This is a genomic window from Xanthomonas sp. DAR 34887 (assembly GCF_041245805.1).
Taxonomy (GTDB): Bacteria; Pseudomonadota; Gammaproteobacteria; order Xanthomonadales; family Xanthomonadaceae; genus Xanthomonas_A; species Xanthomonas_A tesorieronis.
The window spans coordinates 146,788-165,601 of sequence record NZ_CP162490.1 but is presented as its reverse complement, the minus strand read 5'-3'; the positions used below and the strand labels follow the sequence as shown (position 1 = coordinate 165,601).

The 18,814-nt window shown below is 69.0% G+C and carries 17 protein-coding genes; 11 read left to right on the top strand and 6 right to left on the bottom strand.

Features of this window, described 5'->3' with window-relative positions:
* Positions 1–102: 102 nt before the first annotated feature.
* Entirely contained in the window at positions 103–1,059 is a 957-nt protein-coding gene (locus tag AB3X08_RS00780) for an IS1595 family transposase (protein ID WP_369933329.1), read from the bottom strand.
* Positions 1,060–1,303: 244 nt separating this feature from the next.
* On the bottom strand, positions 1,304–6,358 hold the full coding sequence (locus AB3X08_RS22555; RefSeq protein WP_420018503.1) for a putative Ig domain-containing protein: 5,055 nt from the start codon (positions 6,356–6,358) through the stop codon (positions 1,304–1,306).
* Between the two features lie 266 nt (positions 6,359–6,624).
* Here AB3X08_RS22555 and AB3X08_RS00765 point away from each other — a divergent pair, with 266 nt between their 5' ends.
* The 4 genes from AB3X08_RS00765 to AB3X08_RS00750 all read left to right on the top strand — a co-directional run bounded on the left by AB3X08_RS00765 (position 6,625) and on the right by AB3X08_RS00750 (position 8,935).
* Positions 6,625–7,167: a phage tail protein gene (locus AB3X08_RS00765; RefSeq protein WP_369935531.1), complete on the top strand. Its 543-nt coding sequence runs from the start codon at positions 6,625–6,627 to the stop codon at positions 7,165–7,167.
* Between the two features lie 63 nt (positions 7,168–7,230).
* Complete coding sequence (locus AB3X08_RS00760; RefSeq protein WP_369935530.1) at positions 7,231–7,758, top strand: phage tail protein; 528 nt, start codon at positions 7,231–7,233, stop codon at positions 7,756–7,758.
* A gap of 63 nt (positions 7,759–7,821) precedes the next feature.
* Positions 7,822–8,361 carry a phage tail protein gene (locus AB3X08_RS00755; RefSeq protein ID WP_369935529.1) on the top strand — a complete coding sequence of 180 codons (540 nt, stop codon included), beginning with the start codon at positions 7,822–7,824 and terminating at the stop codon, positions 8,359–8,361.
* A 7-nt stretch (positions 8,362–8,368) separates the two neighbouring features.
* Entirely contained in the window at positions 8,369–8,935 is a 567-nt protein-coding gene (locus AB3X08_RS00750; RefSeq protein WP_369935527.1) for a GNAT family N-acetyltransferase, read from the top strand.
* Here AB3X08_RS00750 and AB3X08_RS00745 read toward each other — a convergent pair.
* On the bottom strand, positions 8,928–9,215 hold the full coding sequence (locus AB3X08_RS00745; protein WP_369935525.1) for a DUF6916 family protein: 288 nt from the start codon (positions 9,213–9,215) through the stop codon (positions 8,928–8,930). The two genes, AB3X08_RS00750 and AB3X08_RS00745, sit on opposite strands and share 8 nt — an antisense overlap.
* Before the next feature lie 564 nt (positions 9,216–9,779).
* Here AB3X08_RS00745 and AB3X08_RS00740 point away from each other — a divergent pair.
* From AB3X08_RS00740 to AB3X08_RS00715, 6 genes are all read left to right on the top strand, one after another.
* A complete protein-coding gene (locus AB3X08_RS00740; protein ID WP_369935523.1) occupies positions 9,780–10,571 on the top strand; it encodes an ABC transporter ATP-binding protein in 792 nt (263 codons plus the stop codon).
* Positions 10,571–11,320 carry an MlaE family lipid ABC transporter permease subunit gene (locus AB3X08_RS00735; RefSeq protein WP_003466288.1) on the top strand — a complete coding sequence of 250 codons (750 nt, stop codon included), beginning with the start codon at positions 10,571–10,573 and terminating at the stop codon, positions 11,318–11,320. The genes AB3X08_RS00740 and AB3X08_RS00735 overlap by 1 nt, the downstream gene beginning before the upstream one ends.
* A 101-nt stretch (positions 11,321–11,421) precedes the next feature.
* The gene (gene mlaD, locus AB3X08_RS00730) at positions 11,422–11,967 is read left to right on the top strand and encodes an outer membrane lipid asymmetry maintenance protein MlaD (RefSeq protein ID WP_184414335.1); all 546 of its coding nucleotides are present in this window, start codon (positions 11,422–11,424) and stop codon (positions 11,965–11,967) included.
* On the top strand, positions 11,964–12,629 hold the full coding sequence (locus tag AB3X08_RS00725; protein WP_369935521.1) for an MlaC/ttg2D family ABC transporter substrate-binding protein: 666 nt from the start codon (positions 11,964–11,966) through the stop codon (positions 12,627–12,629). The genes mlaD and AB3X08_RS00725 overlap by 4 nt, the downstream gene beginning before the upstream one ends.
* Positions 12,619–12,933: an STAS domain-containing protein gene (locus tag AB3X08_RS00720; protein WP_369935520.1), complete on the top strand. Its 315-nt coding sequence runs from the start codon at positions 12,619–12,621 to the stop codon at positions 12,931–12,933. Before AB3X08_RS00725 ends, AB3X08_RS00720 begins: the two co-directional genes overlap by 11 nt.
* A 4-nt stretch (positions 12,934–12,937) precedes the next feature.
* Positions 12,938–14,005, top strand: coding sequence for a VacJ family lipoprotein (locus tag AB3X08_RS00715; protein ID WP_369935518.1), 1,068 nt, complete (start codon positions 12,938–12,940; stop codon positions 14,003–14,005).
* Positions 14,006–15,100: 1,095 nt separating this feature from the next.
* Here the strand turns inward: AB3X08_RS00715 and AB3X08_RS00710 are convergent.
* The 3 genes from AB3X08_RS00710 to rmuC form a co-directional block, all read right to left on the bottom strand.
* Positions 15,101–15,643, bottom strand: coding sequence for a glutathione peroxidase (locus AB3X08_RS00710; protein WP_369935516.1), 543 nt, complete (start codon positions 15,641–15,643; stop codon positions 15,101–15,103).
* Between the two features lie 69 nt (positions 15,644–15,712).
* Positions 15,713–16,102: a hypothetical protein gene (locus AB3X08_RS00705; protein ID WP_369935515.1), complete on the bottom strand. Its 390-nt coding sequence runs from the start codon at positions 16,100–16,102 to the stop codon at positions 15,713–15,715.
* 207 nt (positions 16,103–16,309) lie between these two features.
* Positions 16,310–17,902, bottom strand: a complete 1,593-nt coding sequence (rmuC, locus tag AB3X08_RS00700; protein WP_369935514.1) for a DNA recombination protein RmuC — start codon at positions 17,900–17,902, stop codon at positions 16,310–16,312.
* A 218-nt stretch (positions 17,903–18,120) separates the two neighbouring features.
* Here rmuC and AB3X08_RS00695 point away from each other — a divergent pair, with 218 nt between their 5' ends.
* Positions 18,121–18,744, top strand: coding sequence for a glutathione S-transferase family protein (locus AB3X08_RS00695; RefSeq protein ID WP_369935513.1), 624 nt, complete (start codon positions 18,121–18,123; stop codon positions 18,742–18,744).
* The last annotated feature ends 70 nt before the right edge of the window (positions 18,745–18,814 follow it).

Here is an 18,814-nt window from a genome sequence, read left to right as displayed (position 1 = left end):
GTTGCGCGTGCGTAAGCGGTGACTGCGCGCAGCTTGGTGCGCTCGGACGTAACGAGGCGCTTCGCGCCCGGACCCTCACCCCAACCCCTCTCCCGATCCTGATTAGCGTCGAATCTCAGCCGGAGCGCGCAGAGCGCGCTCCGGGATGGCATGAGTGGCCATGGAAGCCAAGCCGAGTTGGTCAAGGATCGCGGCCAAGTTGAAGCGCCGGTTGACCTGATATTGGTGCGCGCGCAGGTAGCGCAGACCGTATTTGCCGAAGGCGATGGCATGGTGGGTGCCGCCAAGGGCGGTCTTGAGATTCCCCAGGATCGTGTTGACCCATTTCAGAGCGGGCTGTTGTACCGATTTGCGCCCGGTGCCGGTCACGATCGGCTCATGGCTCATACCGGCCCAGGTGACGGCGGTGAAGGCGGTCAGCCCATCGCTGAGAACGTGGGTTCCCGGCGCCAGGGCTTGCTGGGCCCAGCGATGGACAGCATCGCGGCAGAAGCTGCCGACCCAGTCAAACCGGACGCATCCCGGCCGACCTTGTCGCGTCTCCACGGCGGCAATGAACGGGATCTTGTTGGTCCACTGTTCGGCACCGCTGCCGCGCGCGCGCTCCCCACCTAGATAGGCATCGTCGATCTGCACCCAGCCGGCCAACTGACGTTGGCCTTCCCGCTCAGCCATAGCCGCCATCAGCTTGTGCTTGATGCGCCAAGCCGTGCGGTAGCACACGTCCAGGTGGCGCATCAGCTCCAGGGCCGAAATCCCGTTCTTGGCCTGGCTCAGCAGATACATCGCCATCCACCACAGACGCAGCGGCAATTTGGTGTCGGCCAGCACGGTGCCCGCCGTCAGGCTGGTCTGGGCGCGGCACTGCCGGCATTGCCACAGCCGCTGGTGCCCGCGCTGGAACTGACTGGCCGCCCGCTGGCCACAGCGCGGACAGACGAAACCGTCAGGCCAGCGGTTGCGCAGCAGCGCGGACACGCACTGCTCCTCAGTGCCGTAATGCTGCAGGAACTGCGGTAAGGACATCCCCCGCTGGAACTGCACACGATTCATCGCCATGACTGCCTCTCCAAGAGAACCGGCAGCAAGGGTGCACCTGTCACGCATCAGCAGCTGAGATTCGACGCTAATCAGGTCTCCCGATGGGAGAGGGGCTACGGCTTTTCCTTCTCCCAGCGGGAGAAGGTGCCCCGAAGGGGCGGATGAGGGTACGGGCGCAGCCTCGTGAACCAAACTCTGCGAGACGCTTTCGCGCCGCACCCTCACCCCAACCCCTCTCCCGGCGGGAGAGGGGCTTGATGCGTCAGTACTTCTTCTCGACGTTGAACATCCAGGTCTGGTCGTTGCCGCTGTCGCCGTCGGTCACGCCGCGGTATTCGACGCGGGTGGACAGGCCCTGCTCGGTGGTGAACACCGCGCCCAGCCCCAGCATCAGCCGGTTGCGGTCGAACACGCTCAGCCCGGTGCGGTACAGCGGGCCGCCGTCGACCAGGTCGGCATAGCTCAGCGTGGCGTCGCCGCGGCCCTGGAAGTCGCGCTGGTATTCCACGCGCAGTTGCGGGGTGAACTGGCCCCAGCTCATCTCGCGGCGCCATTCCAAACGCAGGCCGAGGTTGCCGGTGGTGGTGGACACGTCCATGTCCGCGTAGTGCAGCGCGTACGGCACCATCGCCGCTTCGCTGTACGCATCCAGCGTGGCGCGGGCCATGTCCACGCGGGCGTACGGCGTGATTTGCCAGTCGCCGTGCTGCAGGTCGGCACCGCTGGACACCGATGCGATCCACTGGCTGCCGTCGCGGCGGCCTTCGGCCAGTTCGCCGTTGCCGGTCACGTAGCGGCGCAGGTCGTAGGACAGCAGCTGGTAACCGACCAGGGTGTCGAAGAAGAAATGCCGCCCCGGGTGGAAGCTCGCGTACACCGCCAGCGTATAGGCGGTGGCCTTGCTGTGGCTGCCGTTGCGGCCGACATCGCTGTCGTCGCGGCCCCAACCCACGCCGGCGCCCAGCGCCAGCGCGTCCGAAGCGCGGTAGTCGGCGCCCAGGCTCAGGCCGTCGGTCTGGAAGTCCACGCCGGCACGCTGGGACTGCTTGTCCAGGCTGCCGGAGCGGATCGCACCGCCCACCCACAGGCCGAGGTCGCCATTGACTGCGGTGCGGGCGGTCGGCGTCGCCGCCGCGTCGTCGGCGTCCGGATTGGCGTCCTTGTCCCAGGTGGCCTCGCTGCACGGCTGCGCGGCCACGCCACGCTCGGCTTCACGGCAATGCGAACGCGAGGTGGACTGGAAGCTCAGGCTGTTGTCGAAGCTGCGATCGCCGCGATGGGTCGCTTCCAGCCGGCGCTGGAAGTTGTCGATCTGCGCCTTGGCGAAGCGCCGGGTCGACTCGGCCTGCGCGTCGATCAGCCCGCGCACTTCCGCATCCAGGCTCGGATCGGCACGCGGTGCGACCACGAACACGATGTCGGCGGGCACCGAGGTCGCCACCGCGTTGGACAGGGTGAAGCGCACCGTGGCCTGGCCGGAGAACGCCGGGTTCGGCGTGAAGGTCATGATGAAGCTCGGCCCATCGGCCGCGGCCGCGGTCGGCGTGCCGGTGCCGGCGGCAGATGCGCCGCCGCTGCGGGTGATGGTCGCGGTACCGGCATTGGCCGGCAGGATCGCCACCAGCGCGGCGGCCACGAACGGCCCGCCGGTCGCATTGCGGGTCAGGTCCACCGTCTGCGCTTCGCCGGGCACTGCGGCCGCCGTCGCCGACGCCGCCACCGGGCGCGCATTGACGGTGATGGTGACCGTGGCCGGCGCCGAGGTGCCGCCTGCGCCGGTGGCGGTATAGCTCAGGGTGTCGGCGCCGACATAGCCGGCCGCCGGCGTGTACACCAGCTGCAGGCCGTTCACCACCGCGGTGCCGTGGGTCGGCGCCGCGGTCACCGCGATCGTGTCGATGCTGCCGGTGTCGTTGCCGGTCACCGCCAGGGTCAGCGCGGTCTCGACCAGCGTGGCGCCGGTGTCGTTCACCGCCACCGGTGCGGGCACCGCCGCGGCGATCGCCACGGTGTAGGCCTGCGCGGCGCCGAAGCCATGCGCGTCGGTCACGCTGACGGTGAAGGCGGCGTTGCCGGCGGCGGTCGGCGTGCCCGCGAGCACGCCAGCGGCGGTCAGGGTGAGACCAGCCGGCAAAGTGCCGGCACTGACCGCATAGCTGTACGGCGCGGTGCCGCCACTGGCGCTCAGGGTCTGGCTGTAGCCGGTCCCCACGGTGCCGGCGGGCAGCGTCGGCGGCGCGATGACCAGCGTCGGCGCGGCGATGCTCAAGGTGTAGGCATAGCTCACCTGCGCGGCCACCCCGGCGGTGCTGTCGGTCGCGGTCACGGTGAAGGCGAAACTGCCGGCCACGGTCGGCGTGCCGGACAGCACCCCGCCCGTGGTCAGGGTCAGCCCGGCCGGCAGCGCGCCGGCACTGATCGCGTAGCTGTACGGCGCGGTGCCGCCGCTGGCGCTCAGGGTCTGGCTGTACGCGGTGCCGGCGATGCCGGCGGGCAACGTCGGCGGCGCGATGGTCAGCGTCGGCGAGGCGATGCTCAGCGTGTAACTGTGGCTCGCCTGCGCGGCCACGCCGGCCGTGCTGTCGGTCGCGGTCACGGTGAAGGCGAAGCTGCCGGCCACGGTCGGCGTGCCGGACAGCGCGCCGCCCGCGGTCAGGGTCATCCCCGTCGGCAGCGCGCCGGCGCTGAGCGCGTAGCTATACGGCGCGGTGCCGCCGCTGGCGCTCAGGGCCTGGCTGTAGGCGGTGCCGATGGCGCCGGCCGGCAAGGTCGGCGGCGCGATGGTCAGCGTCGGCGAGGCGATCGCCAGCGTATAGGCCTGCGCGGCGCCGAAGCCGTGCGCGTCGGTGACGCTGACGGTGAAGGCGAAGCTGCCGGCCACGGTCGGGCTGCCCGACAGCACACCGCCCGTGGTCAGGGTCAGGCCGGCCGGCAAGGCGCCGGCACTGAGCGCGTAGCTGTACGGCGCGGTGCCGCCGCTGGTGCTCAGGGTCTGGCTGTAGGCCGTGCCGATGGCGCCGGCCGGCAAGGTCGGCGGCGCGATGGTCAGCGTCGGCGACACGATGCTCAGGCTGTAGCTCTGGCTGGCCTGTCCGGCGGTGCCGCTGGTGCTGTCGGTCGCGGTCAGGGTGAAGGCGAAGCTGCCCGCCACGGTGGGCGTGCCGCCGAGCGCGCCGGTCGCGCTGTTGACCGTGACGCCGGCCGGCAACGCGCCGGCGCTGAGCGCATAGGTGTAGGGCGCGATGCCGCCGCTGGCCGGGGTAATCGCCGCGCTGTAGGCCTGCCCGGCGGTGCCGTTGGACAAGGCGGTCGCCGGCAACGTCAACGTGGGGGCCGCCACGGTCAAGGTGTAGGCACGGCTGCCGGTGGTGGGCGCGCCGCTGTCGGTGGCGCTCGCGGTGAAGTTGAAGCTGCCGCTGGCCGTCGGGGTGCCGGACAGCACGCCGCCCGTGCTCAACGTCAGCCCGGCCGGCAACGCACCGGCGGTGACAGTGAAGGTGTACGGCGCGGTGCCGCCGCTGGCGCTCAGCGTCTGGCTGTAGGCGCTGCCTGCGGTCGCCGCCGGCAGCGATGCCGGCGCGACCGTGACCACGGCGTCGTCGTTGAGGATGGTGCCGGTGCCGGTGGCGCGCGCGATGCTCGCGTTGCTGGCGCCGGACAGGCCGACGGTGAAGGTCTCGTTGGGCTCGACCGTGGTGTCGCCGTTGACGGTGATGGCCACGCCCTGCGCGGTGACGCCCGGCGCGAAGGTCAGCGTGCCGGAGCGCGCCACATAATCGCTGCCGGCGGTGGCGGTGCCGTCGGCGGTGGCGTAGTTGACCGAGACGGTCTGGCCGCTGGCCGCGCTCAGGCTCACCGTGAAGGTCGCCGTAGTGGTGCCGCTGTTGCCTTCGTTGACACTGACATCGTCGATCGACAGCGCCGGCGGCGCATCGTCGTTGACGATGGTGCCCTGGCCCTGCGCATCGGCGACGGACGCGCCGGTGACGTTGCTGACGTTGACGAAGAAGGTCTCGTTGGGTTCGTTGAGGGTGTCGCCGTTGACCAGCACGGTGAAGGTGGCGCTGCTGCTGCCGGCGGGAATGGTCTGCCCGGTCAGGCTCGATGCGACGTAATCGACGCCGGCCGTCGCGGTGCCGTCGGCGGTGGCGATGTCGAAGCCGACACCGCCGGCGCCGGCCGGCTGGCTCAGCGACACGGTGAAGGTGGCGTTGGTGGTGCCGGCGTTGCCCTCGTTGACGGAGACGTCGTTGATCGACAGCGACGGCTGATCGTCGTTGAGGATGGTGCCGGTGGCGCTGTTCGGCGAACCGACGGTGTAGCCGCTGCCCGCGCTCAGGCTGATGACGACGGTCTCGTCGGGTTCGACGGTGCTGTCCGGGGTCGGGTTGATGGTGATGGTGCCACTGGTCTGGCCGGCGGCGATCACCAGCGGCGAACTCACGGCCGCGTAATCGGTGCCGGAGGTCGCGGTGCCGCCGACGCTGTAGGCGACCGACACTGCGCTCACTGGCGCCTGGTCGAGCGTGACGGTGTAGACCAGATTGGTGGCACCGTCCTCGGCCACGCTGGCGGGAGACACCGCGATCGATGCGGTGGGCAGATCGTCGTTGAGGATGGTGGCGGTGGCACTGGCCGGGCTGCCGACCGCGTAGCTGGAGCCGCTGGCCACGTTGATAATGACCGTCTCGTCGGCCTCCACCGTGGTGTCGGCGACCGGGGTGATGGCGAAGCTGGCCGAAAGGGTGTTGGCGGGCACCACGACGCTGTTCACCGCGCCGGTGTAGTCCACGCCGTTGGTGGCGGTGCCGGCGCGGTTGAGGTTCACCGTGATCGCCGAGCTGCTGGTCTGGCTCAGGGTCACCGTGTACGTGAACGATGCGCCGCTGTCTTCGTTGCGGCTGGCCGGGCTCACCGAGATGCTGGCGGTGATCGCCGGGGTGATGGTGATGTTGACGGTGATGTTGTTGCCATCCTCGTCTTCCAGCGGAAAGGTGTCGCTGGTGGCCGAATCGCCGTTGTGGGTATAGGTGACGGTCTGCGTGCCCGATCCGCTCTGCGCACTGATCGAGATCGTGCCGTGCGCTGGTTGCACGCCGTTCCAGCCGATGCCGAAGTTGTTCGGGCCATCGCAGTTGGAAACGTCGATGACCACGGAGCCGCCCTGGAGAACGGTCGCACTCAAGGTCGGGCATGGCGAGACCGCCGCTGCGGCCAGCCCGGGACAGAGCAGCGCCAACAGCAGCAGCGCAAAAGCCAGCGGCCAACGCCAACCGACACGCACGCGCTCGCGCGAATTGGTGCAATTCGTAGACATATTCATATTCCCCGAAAGATCACGCCATCCCGTTGGCGCCGGCAACGATCCTGGTGCCCCAGACAGCACGGATACAAGCCTGACAAGGCGTTCCCCTCCGCGCTGCGGTCGCATTTGAACAGGAAGTTCACACTTTGGTAAAGCAACAAATGCAACGACACTGTCTGATTCAGCATTATCAAGACTTGCATGGAACAAAAGTCGTGATTAAGTAGGCGCCGCCAGACATCATGTCTGTCGCCAACAATCCGGGGGGGAGTATCCGCATGAGCGAATTCTTCGTCGGTCAGATCATGCTGACCGGTTTCGTTTTTGCGCCCAAGTATTTTGCGCAATGCAACGGCCAGCTGCTGCCGGTCAACCAGAACCAGGCACTGTTTACCCTGCTCGGGACCCGTTTCGGCGGCAATGGCAGTACCAATTTCGCGCTGCCCGACATGCGGGGGCGCACGCCGGTCGGCTACGCGCCCTCGGCTGATCCCGCCTGGCAGCCTTCGCCGCCGCCGTTGGGCCAGAGCGGCGGCGCGGAGAACGTCTCGCTGTTGCCCAGCAATCTGCCGGCGCACAGTCATTTGCTGGAATGCACCAACACCGCTGGCAACAATCGCAATCCTGCCGGCCGCTCGTTCGCCAACAACACCAGCACGACCGGTCCGGCCGCGCTGTATGCGGCGCCGGGATCGCTGGTGGCGATGAATGCGGCGACCGTGGGCAATGCGGGCGGCAGCCAGCCGCATCCGAATCTGCAGCCTTACACCACGATCAATTTCTGCATCGCGCTGTCCGGCATCTTCCCCTCGCGCAGTTAGGCAAACGCATTCACGCGAGGCGCGCCGGCGGCGCGCGGCGCACCACCGACCAGGAAGGACACCATGGCCACTCCATTCATCGGCGAAATCCGCTTGTTCGGCTTCGGCCGCACCCCGCAGGGCTGGCAGGCCTGCGACGGCTCGCTGCTGCAGATCTCCGAATACGAACCGTTGTACGTACTCATCGGTACCGCCTACGGCGGCAATGGCACGACCACGTTCGCGGTGCCTGACCTGCGCGGCCGCCTGCCGATCCACCAGGGGCAGGGGCCGGGCCTGAGCAACTATGTCCTCGCCCAGCTCTCAGGCACCGAGACGGTCACGCTGACCGAATTGCAGCTTCCGGCGCACACCCACACGCTGGCCGCCACAACCGCCGCGGCGACGGCGACCGCACCGTCCGGGCTGTTGCCCGCCACGGTCAGCGGCGACGTGTTCTACGTGACCAACACCGCCGGCGCCACCGCGGTGCCAATGGCCACGCAATCGACCACGATCACCGGCGGTGGCCAACCGCACGAGAACACCATGCCCACGTTGACGGTGCAGTACTGCATCGCCACCACCGGCATCTTCCCGCAGCAGAGCTGATCCCATTCGCCACGCCGCCGCGCTGATCGCGGCGCCTGCCTGTTCTACCGGAGGAATGCATCCATGACCGAACCCTACATCGGCGAGATCCAACTGTTCGGCTTCGATTTCAATCCCGTCGGCTGGGCATTTTGCAATGGCGCCACGCTGCCGATCACGCAGAACACGGTGCTGTACTCGCTGCTCGGCGTGGCCTACGGCGGCAACGGATCCAGCACGTTCCAGCTGCCGAATTTCTGCGCGCGTGCCGGCTGCGAGCAGGGCCAGGGCGCCGGGTTGACCAACCGGCAGCGCGGCGACGCCTTCGGCAGCGTGGGGGTCAGCCTGCTGAGCACACAGATTCCGCCGCACCAGCACAGCATCACCGCGTTCTCGCAATCGGATCAGTCCAAGAAGAGCGGCACGCCCGCCAATGGCGCGGCGCTGTCCTCGCTGGGCAGCACCACGGCGCGCCCCTTCGCGACGGTACAACAGCCGGAGACCCAGTTCTCGCCGACCGCGCTGCTGCCCACCGGCAACGGCCAGGCGCACGAGAATCGGCAACCCTACCTGGCAGTGAACTTCTGCATCGCACTGCAGGGCGACTACCCGGTCTTCGACTGAGGCGGGGATGATCGCGGCCGGCACGCTACCAAGCTTTCCGGAGCGGGACGCCGGGATCGCCGCGCCCGCCGCGCTGCGCCCGCACGGCATCGGCCTGCGGGCGGCGGCGACGAAGGATCTGGACTGGCTGCGCGCGCTGTACGCCAGCACGCGCAGTACCGAACTCGCGGCAGTGCCATGGCCGGAAACGGCCAAGCGCGCCTTCCTCGACCAGCAGTTCGCGCTGCAGCATGCGCACTACCTGCGGCACTTCGCCGGCGCCGATTTCCTGATCGTGGAAACCGCGCAGGCGCCGCTGGGCCGGCTCTACCTGGATCGCAGTAAGGCGCCGCATGTACTGGTCGACATCAGCCTGCTGCCGGACTGGCGCGGGCAAGGCGTCGGCACCGCGCTGATCGCGCATGCGCAGGCGTTGGCGGGCGCGGCCGGGTGTGCGCTGTCGCTGCACGTGCTGCATGCCAATCCCGAAGCGCGTCGGCTGTACGCGCGGCTGGGCTTCGTCGCCGGCGACGCCAGCGACACTCACCTGGAGATGCACTGGCGCGCCGCGAGCGCGGCGCCGGCACTCAGTTGAACACGGCCTGGTAGAGGAAACCCTCGCGCTCGCGTGCCACCGGCACCAAGAAGATCCCCAGTTCGCCCAGGCGAGGATGGCGCATGCGATAGGTCTGCTGCGGGAACAGGAACGAGGATGTGTTGCGAAACAGCAGCGAGAAGGGCGCGCGATGCATGTTCGGCTTGACCGGCAGCGGCCGCGCCTCGACCAGCACGAAGGGAACCTCGCCCTCGTTCAATTCCGCCGCGAAAGTCTCGTTCACGCTTCCGGCGAAATGCTCCAGCGTCAGCAGCTCCATCCACTCCTCCCTGTCGGCGGCACGATTGCCACAATGCATCCTCGCGTTCCATCGCGCCCGGCACAAGCGTGCGCGCGCAACTGTCCACATCGGCGCAGCGCACGGCAGCACGCGTGCGCCGAATCGGGACGGGCGCGCGCACCGCTGCATGCCAATCGGGGTAACGCATCGCCCGCTGTCGTTCACGCCACGACTGCATTGCCGACAGCGGCGCCCTAGCCTCCTGCAGCAGCGCCTGTCGGCTGCAACCACGCCAGCGTGCCGGCTTCGCCATACACTTGCGCATTTGCCGATCGCAATCCATCACGTCCCCCACGCCCCGGCGCCCGTGCGCGGCTCAGCGGCGCGCATGGCCGTATGTCGATAGCGCCGAGGCGGTGCGGTCGCCCGCCCGATGGCCGGGCGCCGCCGCCGCGACGCGGCTCGATACACGCTGTTGCATGTACGGCGTCGCGCGGCCTATGGGCACGCAGGCGCCGCGGGTGCGACAATACTGCACGGCCCAGTTCGGTTAAGTTCAGCCGACTGGCTCAATCCTGTGTTGATTTTTCGTTAAAGGCCGCGATGGCGTCTCCCGAATCCAACTTGGTGCAGCTGTCCGGCGTGCGCATCGACCGCGGCGGCCGCGCGATCCTGCGCGACGTGTCGCTGGCGGTGCCGCGCGGCAGCATCACCGCCGTGCTCGGCCCGTCCGGCAGCGGCAAATCGACCCTGTTGGCGGCGCTGACCGGCGAGCTGGTGCCGGTCGCGGGCACGGTCGAGGTGTTCGGCCAGCCCTTGCCGCGCGGCAGCCGCGCGCTGCGCGAGACGCGCAAGAGCATCGGCGTGCTGCTGCAGGGCAATGGCCTGCTGACCGACCTGAGCGTGGCCGAGAACGTGGCGCTGCCGCTGCGCGCGCATACCCGCCTGCCCGAGCCGGTGCTGCAACGGCTGGTGGCGCTGAAGCTGCACGCCGTGGGCCTGCTCGCCGCCGCCGACGCCTGGCCGCGCGAGCTGTCCGGCGGCATGGCGCGGCGCGTGGCGCTGGCCCGCGCGCTGGCCCTGGACCCGCCGCTGATGATCTACGACGAACCGCTGACCGGCCTGGACCCGATCGCCTCCGGGGTGATCATGAGCCTGATCCAGCGCCTCAACGACACCCTGGGCCTGACCAGCATCATCGTCAGCCACCACGTCCACGAAACCCTGCCGATCTGCGACCAGGCAGTGGCCATCGCCAATGGCGGCGTGGTCTTCGCCGGCACCCCGCAGGACCTGCAGGCCAGCACCGATCCGCTGCTGCAGCAGTTCCTGCACGGCCGCCCGGACGGCCCGATCCCGTTCGATGCGCCGGCGCGCGCGCGGAGCGCCGCCTGATGGGCGCCGTCGCCTCGATCCGCGCGCTGGGCCGCGCCGGGCTGTTCTCGATCACCGTGCTGCGCGGCTCGCTGCCGACCCGCGATTTCCTGGCCGAACTGGTCCGCGAGATCTACAAGGTCGGCGCGCGCTCGCTGCCGATCATCGCCGTCGGCGGCGCCTTCGTCGGCCTGGTGCTGACCCTGCAGGGCTACCGCACGCTGCAGACCTACGGCGCCTCCGATGCGCTGTCCACGCTGCTGGGGCTGTCGCTGTACCGCGAACTGGCGCCGGTGCTGACCGCGCTGCTGTTCATCGGCCGCGCCGGCAGCTCGATCGCCGCCGAACTGGGGCTGATGCGCGCCACCGACCAGATCAAGGCGCTGGAGCTGATGGCGATCGACCCGGTGGCCAAGGCGGTGGCGCCGCGTTTCTGGGCGGCGGTGCTGACCGTGCCGCTGCTGACCGGCATCTTCTGCTCGCTGGCGATCAGCGCCAGCTACTTCGAAGCGGTGCACGTGCTGGGCCTGGACAAGGGCACGTTCTGGTCGGCGCTGTCGAGCAGCGTGGATTTCTGGGACGACTTCGGCGTGGCGATGCTGAAGTCGGCGGTGTTCGGCGGCACTGCGGCGCTGGTGGCCTCGTATGTGGGCTTCCACGCCGAGCCGACCATCGAAGGCACCTCGGTGGCCACCACCCGTGCGGTGGTGAACGCCTCGCTGCTGGTGCTGATGTTCAATTTCGTCCTGTCGGCGCTGCTGTTCCAGTAAGGAACTGCGCGCCAACGCCCGCCCTGGCCGGCGGGCACTGCTGCAACACCGGCCGCGGCACTGTCGCCGTGGCTTAGATGAATCAACAAGGTAGACACGTTATGGCTATCCGTGGTCCCCGTCTCGAGTTCGCCGTCGGCGCCTTCCTGCTGCTGGGCCTAGCCTCGCTGCTGGTGCTGGCGCTCGCCTCCACCAACCGCCAGTGGGGCTTCGGCGGCGGTCGCTACGAGCTGACCGCACGCTTCTCGCAGATCGGTCAGCTGCGCCAGCAGGCGCCGGTGAAGATCGGCGGGGTGATCATCGGCCAGGTGGCGAAGATCGAGCTGGATCCGGCCAAGTTCGACTCGGTGGTGACCCTGGCCATCGACGACCGCTACAAGGACCTGCCGGCGGACACCTCGGCCGGCATCCTGACCAGCGGCCTGCTCGGCGAAAGCTACGTCGGCCTGCAGCCCGGCGGCGACCCGGATACGCTCAAGCCCGGCCAGGAAATCGCCTTCACCCAGCCGGCGGTGGACCTGATCCAGCTGGTCGGCAAGTACATGTTCGGCGGCGGCAGCGGCAGCGGCGACAAGAACGCAACACCCGATGCGGCAGCCTCAGCGAACCCCGCCACTCCCTCTACGGAAACGGAACCCAAGCCATGACCAACAAACTGCTTTCCGCCGCGCTCGCCGCCGCCCTGGCCGCCGCCGCACCCGCCATCGCGCTGGCCCAGGCCGCGCCTGCCGCGGCCGCCGCCCAGCAGGGTTCGGCCAGCAAGGTCGTGCTCGACAACAGCACCCGCATCCTGACCACGCTGGAACAGCGCCGCGCCGAGTTCAAGAGCAACAACGCCGCGCTCAAGCAGTTCATCAACAGCGAGATGGACAAGTCCTTCGACCGCGACTACGCCGCGCGCCTGGTGCTCGGCGTGCACGGCCGCGGCGCCTCCGATGCCGACGTCAAGCTGTTCGCCGATGCGATGGCCGATAACCTGATGCAGCGCTACGGCAGCTCGCTGCTGACCTTCGAAGGCAAGCCGCAGGTGCGGATCAAGTCGGAAACCCCGCTGCCGGGCGGCCGCGGCGCCAAGGTTTCCACCGAGCTGCTGCGCAGCGGCGGCGACCCGATCCCGGTCGACTACCTGGTGCGCAACGTCGGCGGCAGCTGGAAGATCTTCGACGTGATGGTGGAAGGCGTGTCCTACGTGCAGACCTTCCGCAATCAGTTCGACACGCCGCTGCGCACCAAGTCGATCGCGCAGGTCGCGGCCGAGCTGCGCAACGGCTCGATGCAAGTGGCGCCGGCGAGCAACAGTGGCAAGTGAGCCACGCCTGCGCCGCGACGGCGACACGCTCGCGCTGAGCGGCGTGCTCGACCGTGCCGCGGCCACCGCGCTGTGGCCGGCGGCACTGCCGCTGCTGGCCGGCGCGAAGGCGCTGGATCTGCGCGAGGTCGCCCAGGTGGACAGCGCCGGCCTGGCGCTGCTCGCCGAACTCACCGCACGCCTGCGTGCGCAGGGCCAGGCCGAGGTCGCCATCCATGGCGCCCCGGCCGGCCTGACCGAACTAAGCGCCGCCTACCGGCTGGCGCCGACCCTGGATTTCCAATCTCCCCCGGCGGCGAGCTGACCCCATGAACGTGCTGCGTATCCTCACTTCCCTGGCACTGGCCGCCGCCCTGGGCGCGTGCGCCGGCGCCCCCAAGCGCACCCCGCCGCCGCCAGCCGCGACCACGGTGCAGCCGACGCCCGCCGACACGGCGGTGGCCGATAGCGGTGCCATGGATGCAGCGCCGCCAGCCGCCGATGCGCAGGCCGCCGTGCCCGCCCCCACCGCCGGGGACACGACGGCCGCCCCGGCAAGCGTGCCGCCGACCGGTGGCGCGGCGATCGCCGCCGAAGACGACTACGCCGCGCTGTACGGTAGCGACCCGTACAACCCGGTGGCCGATCCGACCCTGCCGGCCGGCGTCGCCGTGCCGCAGAGCTACGATCCGTGGGAGAAGTTCAACCGCAAGGTGCACACGTTCAACAACGTGGTCGATCGCACCGTGGCGCGGCCGCTGGCGCGCGCCTACGTCAACGTGGTGCCGCGGCCGGTGCGACTGGGCGTGACCAACTTCTTCGACAACCTCAGCTCGCCGCTGACCATGGTCAACCAGTTGCTGCAGGGCCGTCCGCTGCAGGCCGGGCAGACCCTGGGCCGGTTCCTGATGAACAGCACGCTGGGCATCGCCGGCATCTTCGATCCGGCCAGCGACGCCAAGCTGCCGCGGCGCAGCGAGGACTTCGGCCAGACCCTGGGCGCCTGGGGCTGGCGCCGCTCGCGCTACGTGGAGCTGCCGCTGTTCGGGCCGCGCACCGTACGCGATGTATTCGGCCTGGCCGGCGACGCGCCGCTGTCGCCGCTGCGGCAGATCGAGGAGGACACGGTGCGCATCGGCCTGCAGGGCCTGCAGCTGGTGGATACGCGCGCGCAGTTGCTGTCGCTGGACAGCATGCGCGACAACGCGCCGGACGAGTACCAGCTGACCCGCGACGCATGGATGCAGCGCCGCACCTATCAGATCGAAGGCGATCTGCGCAGCCACAACAAGCGCCAGGACAACGATCTGCCGGACTATCTGCGCGAGGAAGAGACCAATCCGACGGTTCCGGTGGACGCGATGCCGATCCCGGAGTGGCGCGGCGGCAACCGCTGAGGCGCGCGCGTTTCGGCAGCACCTAAAAAAGACCCGGCTTCGGCCGGGTTTTTTTTAGGGCTGGATTCTCCTTGCCACGTCCACGGCAGGAGCATCGCGATCTCAAATGGGATTGCGCACGCCGGGGCGCGTAGTGTCGATGGCCGCGATGTCTTCAGCGAGCCTTGTTGTTGCCTTGCTGTTGCTTTGCTTGTGCTGTTGCTTTGCTTTTGATCTACGGGTCCCCTCAGCGCGGCAGACCCGGCGGGCGAATACCCGAAGGGCGGCGCACAGGATGTGCGCCGTTTTTCGTTGGCACATGGATGTGCCATCGAAAAATGCCCGTTGGGGCTGCGGACCCGGAGCGCGCAGCGCGGAGGGCGCGCTGCGGGGTGTGCTTTCTTTTGGTTACTTTTCTTTGCACAAGCAAAGAAAAGTGACCCGCGCCAGCGGAAGCTTTTGCTGTTTGCTGTTTGCTGTTGCTGTTTGCTGTTGCTGTTCGCTGTGTGCTATGTGCTATGTGCTGTTGTTTTGAAGCTTCAAGACAAAGCAAAAGCAAAGACAAAGCTTTCGCCTTGCGGCGAGTCACTTTTCTTTGCTCGCGCAAAGAAAAGTAACCAAAAGAAAGCGCGCCCTGCCTTGCGCCCTCCGCGCTGCGCGCTCCGGGTCCGCGGAGACACCGGGGATTCGCGGAAGGGGCATCCTGCCCCTACCGCGAACGGCGCACATCCATGTGCGCCGCCCCTTCGGGGTTTTTCCCCGGTCCCTCCGCCGCTGCGGAAGGGAACCCGGTAAGTCAAAAGCAACAGCAACGGCACCAGCTACAGCAACAACCACAGCAACAGCAACAGCAACGGCAACGGCACCGGTGACGGAGAGACCGAAGATCGCGGCGCTCTACGCGCAATTACGGCAACCAGCAAACGCCCTCGCAGCAGGGTGGCGGCCTCCAGCAGGTCCGTCAGCTACGCGGCTTTTGTAGGAGCGGCTTCAGCCGCGACGAGCGGAGCCGGACGCGCAACGGCTTCGATGGCCGTTGGGGTCCGATGGCGAACCGAAGCCGGAACAGCGCAGCCGGATCGCCAGGCATCGGCTCGCATCGACCGCCGCGCGCCGTCAGGCCAGCGCGGTCTCGATCGCCGCGCGCAGACGCGGGTCCTCTGCGGTCACGTCCGGGGCGAAACGGCCCAGCACCTGGCCGTCGCGGCCGACCAGGAACTTCTCGAAGTTCCACAGCACACCCGGTGCGGGATTGGGTTCGATGCCGTAGCCGACCAGCTTCTCGCGCATCGGGCCTTCGCCCTCGGTGTGCGGCTGCGCGTCGATCAGCGCACGGTACAGCGGATGCGTCCCCTCGCCGGTGACCGCGATCTTGGCGAACATCGGAAACGTCACATCGTAGGTAAGCTGGCAGAACTGTTGGATCTCCGCCTCAGTGCCCGGCTCCTGGCCCTTGAAGTCGTTGGCCGGGAAACCGAGCACGTCCAGCCCGGCGGGCTGCTTTTCGCGGTACAGCGCTTCCAGCCCCTCGTACTGCTTGGTCAGGCCGCACTTGGAGGCGACGTTGACGACCAGCAGCACCTTGCCGCGATGCGCGGCCAGCGAAGCGGGCTGGCCGTCGATGGTGGTCAACAGGATGTCGTAGATCGATTGGCTCACGGCAACTCCTGCAACAGGGACGGAGCGCCAGCATAGGCGCATGGCCGCGTAGCGGCTATCGCGCGGCGCTCAGTCGATGCAGATCTGCGATCCGCCCACACCACCTTGCACGGTCTGCCGGCAGCCGTAGTTTTCGCTGATGTCGCGCTGGCAGACGCCCTGCGCGGCAGTGCCGGCGGGCACCAGCGCGGCCGCAAGGCAATCACCGTGGCACTGGCTCTTGTCGCTGCAGGCCTTGCCGGCATCGGCGAACGGGATCACGCACTTGAGCAGTCCGCGCCGGCCGAGCGGACGCAGGCTGCCGCCTTGTGCCGCGCATGCCGCGGCGTCGGTCGTAGCCGCGCCATTGGCGCCCGCCTGGGGCGCGGATGCGGCGGGACCCGCCTGCGGGCGTGGACCGCTGCTGCAGGCAACCAGCAGCAGGCAGGACAACAGGGGCATGCACCATCGCATCGACATAAGCACTCCATCCGACCGGTTCCGGCGCGCAGTATCGCAAATGCGCCTGTCACCACGAGGTGGATGGGCGTGCGCGATGCCGCTTACTCGGCCCTCGCGCGCATTCGTCGTGCCGGCATCGCGAGAGGGCAGCTCAACGCGGCACGGGCTGCGCGTCGACCAACCTCGCCGCCCGGCGCAGCAAGACGCATGGAGCGCCAGTACCGCCTACTCCTGCTCGTCGCGCGCCGGATCCTCGTCCGCCTCGGCATCGGCGAGGGGCAACTCGAGATCGAGCAGCGGCGTGAACTGCGCCTCGGCCAGCGTCTCCACCCCGCGCAGGCGCCGCTCGATGGTGCGGGTCTTGCGGCTGGCATCGCCCAGGCTCTTGCCGACGGTGCCGATCTGCTTCTCGGCCCGTTCCAGAATGCCGGCGAACTTGCCGAACTCGCTCTTGACCGCGGCCAGCACGCCCCACACTTCGCTGGAGCGCTTTTCGATGGCCAGCGTGCGGAAGCCCATCTGCAGGCTGTTGAGCAGCGCGGTGACGGTGGTGGGGCCGGCGATGACGATGCGGTGCTCGCGCTGCAGCAGGTCGGCCAGGCCGGGCCGGCGCAGGGTCTCGGCGTACAGGCCTTCGGTCGGCAGGAACATCACCGCGAAATCGGTGGTGTGCGGCGGCGCGATGTACTTGTCGCTGATCGACCTGGCCTGCACCCGGATCGCGCGCTCCAGCTGCGCGCCCATCGCCAGCACCAGTTCGGCATCGCCCTGCTCCTGCGCGTCGAGCAGCCGCTCGTAATCCTCGCGCGGGAACTTGGCATCGATCGGCAGCCACACCGGCGTGTCCTCGTGGCCGCGGCCGGGCAGGCGCACCGCGAAGTCGACCGCCTCGTTGCGCTCCGGGCGCACCCGCACGCCGCGCGCGTACTGCTCCTGGGTCAGGGTCTGCTCCAGGATGTTCTCCAGCTGCACTTCGCCCCAGCCACCACGGTTCTTGACGTTGCTCAGCACGCGCTTGAGATCGCCGACGCCGGTGGCCAGCTGCTGCATCTCGCCCAGCCCGCGCTGGACCTGTTCCAATCGCTCGGAGACCAGCTTGAACGAGGCATCCAGGCGCGTGTTGAGGGTGGTCTGCAGCTTTTCGTCGACGGTGCCGCGCATCTGCTCGAGCTTGGCCGCGTTGTCGGCCTGCAGTTCCTTCAGGCGTTCTTCCAGGGTGCTGCGCATCTCGCCGATGCGCTGCTCGTTGCGCTGGATCAGTTCGTTGAGCCGCTGCCCGAGCGCGTCGGCGAAGCGCTGCTGCGACTCGGCGCCTTCCAGGCGGCCCTTGCGCGCGTCTTCGACCAGGGTCTCGCGCAGCGCGGTGAGGTGCGCGTCGATGCGCGCGATCAGCGCGCTCTGCTGCTGGCCGAACTGCAGCATGCGCGCGTCCTGCTGCTGGCCGAACGCATCGAGCTGGCCGCGCATCTCGACCAGGCGCTGGTTGAGCAGTTCGGCCACGCGCAGCTGCGCCTCGCCGGCCTCGACCCGGCCGCGCCGCGCGTCCTCGGTCAGCGCTTCGCGCAGCAGGTCCAGGCGCTGATCGGTGCGCGTGGACAGGTCGGCGAGATGGCGGGCGAAGCCCTCGCTGCGCGCGTCCTGCTGGCGCGCCAGGCTGTCGAGCTGCTCGCGCAGCTCGCCGCGGCCATTGCGCGATTCCTCGCGCAGGGCCTGCTCCAGCGCGGTGTGGTTGGTCCGGCGCAGCAGCACGGCCAGCAGCAGCACGAGCACGGCGCACAGCAGGCCGGCCAGGATCAGGAAATGGGGATCGGTTTGCATGCCGCCAGTGTAGCCGGCCGCGTCTCAGGCGCTGCGCCAGCGATCGCGCCAGGTCGGCAGCGCTGGCCAACGCTGCCAAACCTAGCGGCGATGCCGGGCGAACAATGCGCGCCGCACGTAGCTCGGCGACGTGCGACGCGGATGGCCTGCGCGGTCGCCGCCTTGCAGGCGACGGTGCGCCGAGGCACGCTCGGCACTCCATTCTGCATGGCGTTCGCATGCTCACCCTCTACGGCAAGTCGTCCTCGATCAACGTGCGCAAGGTGCTGTGGCTGTGCGCGGAGCTGGACCTGGCGATCGACCAGCAGCACCACGCCGCCGGCATCGCCGCGGCGGACATCCCCGGCTTGCGCGCGCTCAATCCCAACGCGCTGGTACCGGTGCTGCGCGACGGCGACTTCGTGCTGTGGGAATCCAACAGCATCTGCCGCTACCTGGCGGCGCGCCAGCAGCGCGCGGACCTACTGCCGACCGCGCCGCAGGCGCGGGCAACGGTCGAGCAGTGGATGGACTGGCAGGGCACCGAACTCAACAACGCGTGGCGCTACGCGTTCATGGCCTTGGTCCGCGACAGCCCCGCGCATCGCGATGCGCAGGCGCTGGCGCAGGGCATCGCCGGCTGGCACCGGCACATGGGCATGCTCGACGCGCAGCTGCAACGCACCGGCGCCTATGCGGCCGGCGCGGACTTCACCCTGGCCGACATCGTGCTCGGCCTGTCCACCCAGCGCTGGATGGCCACGCCGATGCCGCGGCCACCGCTGCCGGCGGTGGCGGCGTACTACGAACGCTTGTCGACGCGTCCCGGCTTCCTGGCGCACGGGCGCAACGGCCTGCCGTGACGCGTGGCGCGACGCAGGTCGCAACGGGCACGCACCTGCCACCGCCGGCCGGCATTCCGGATCGAACGGC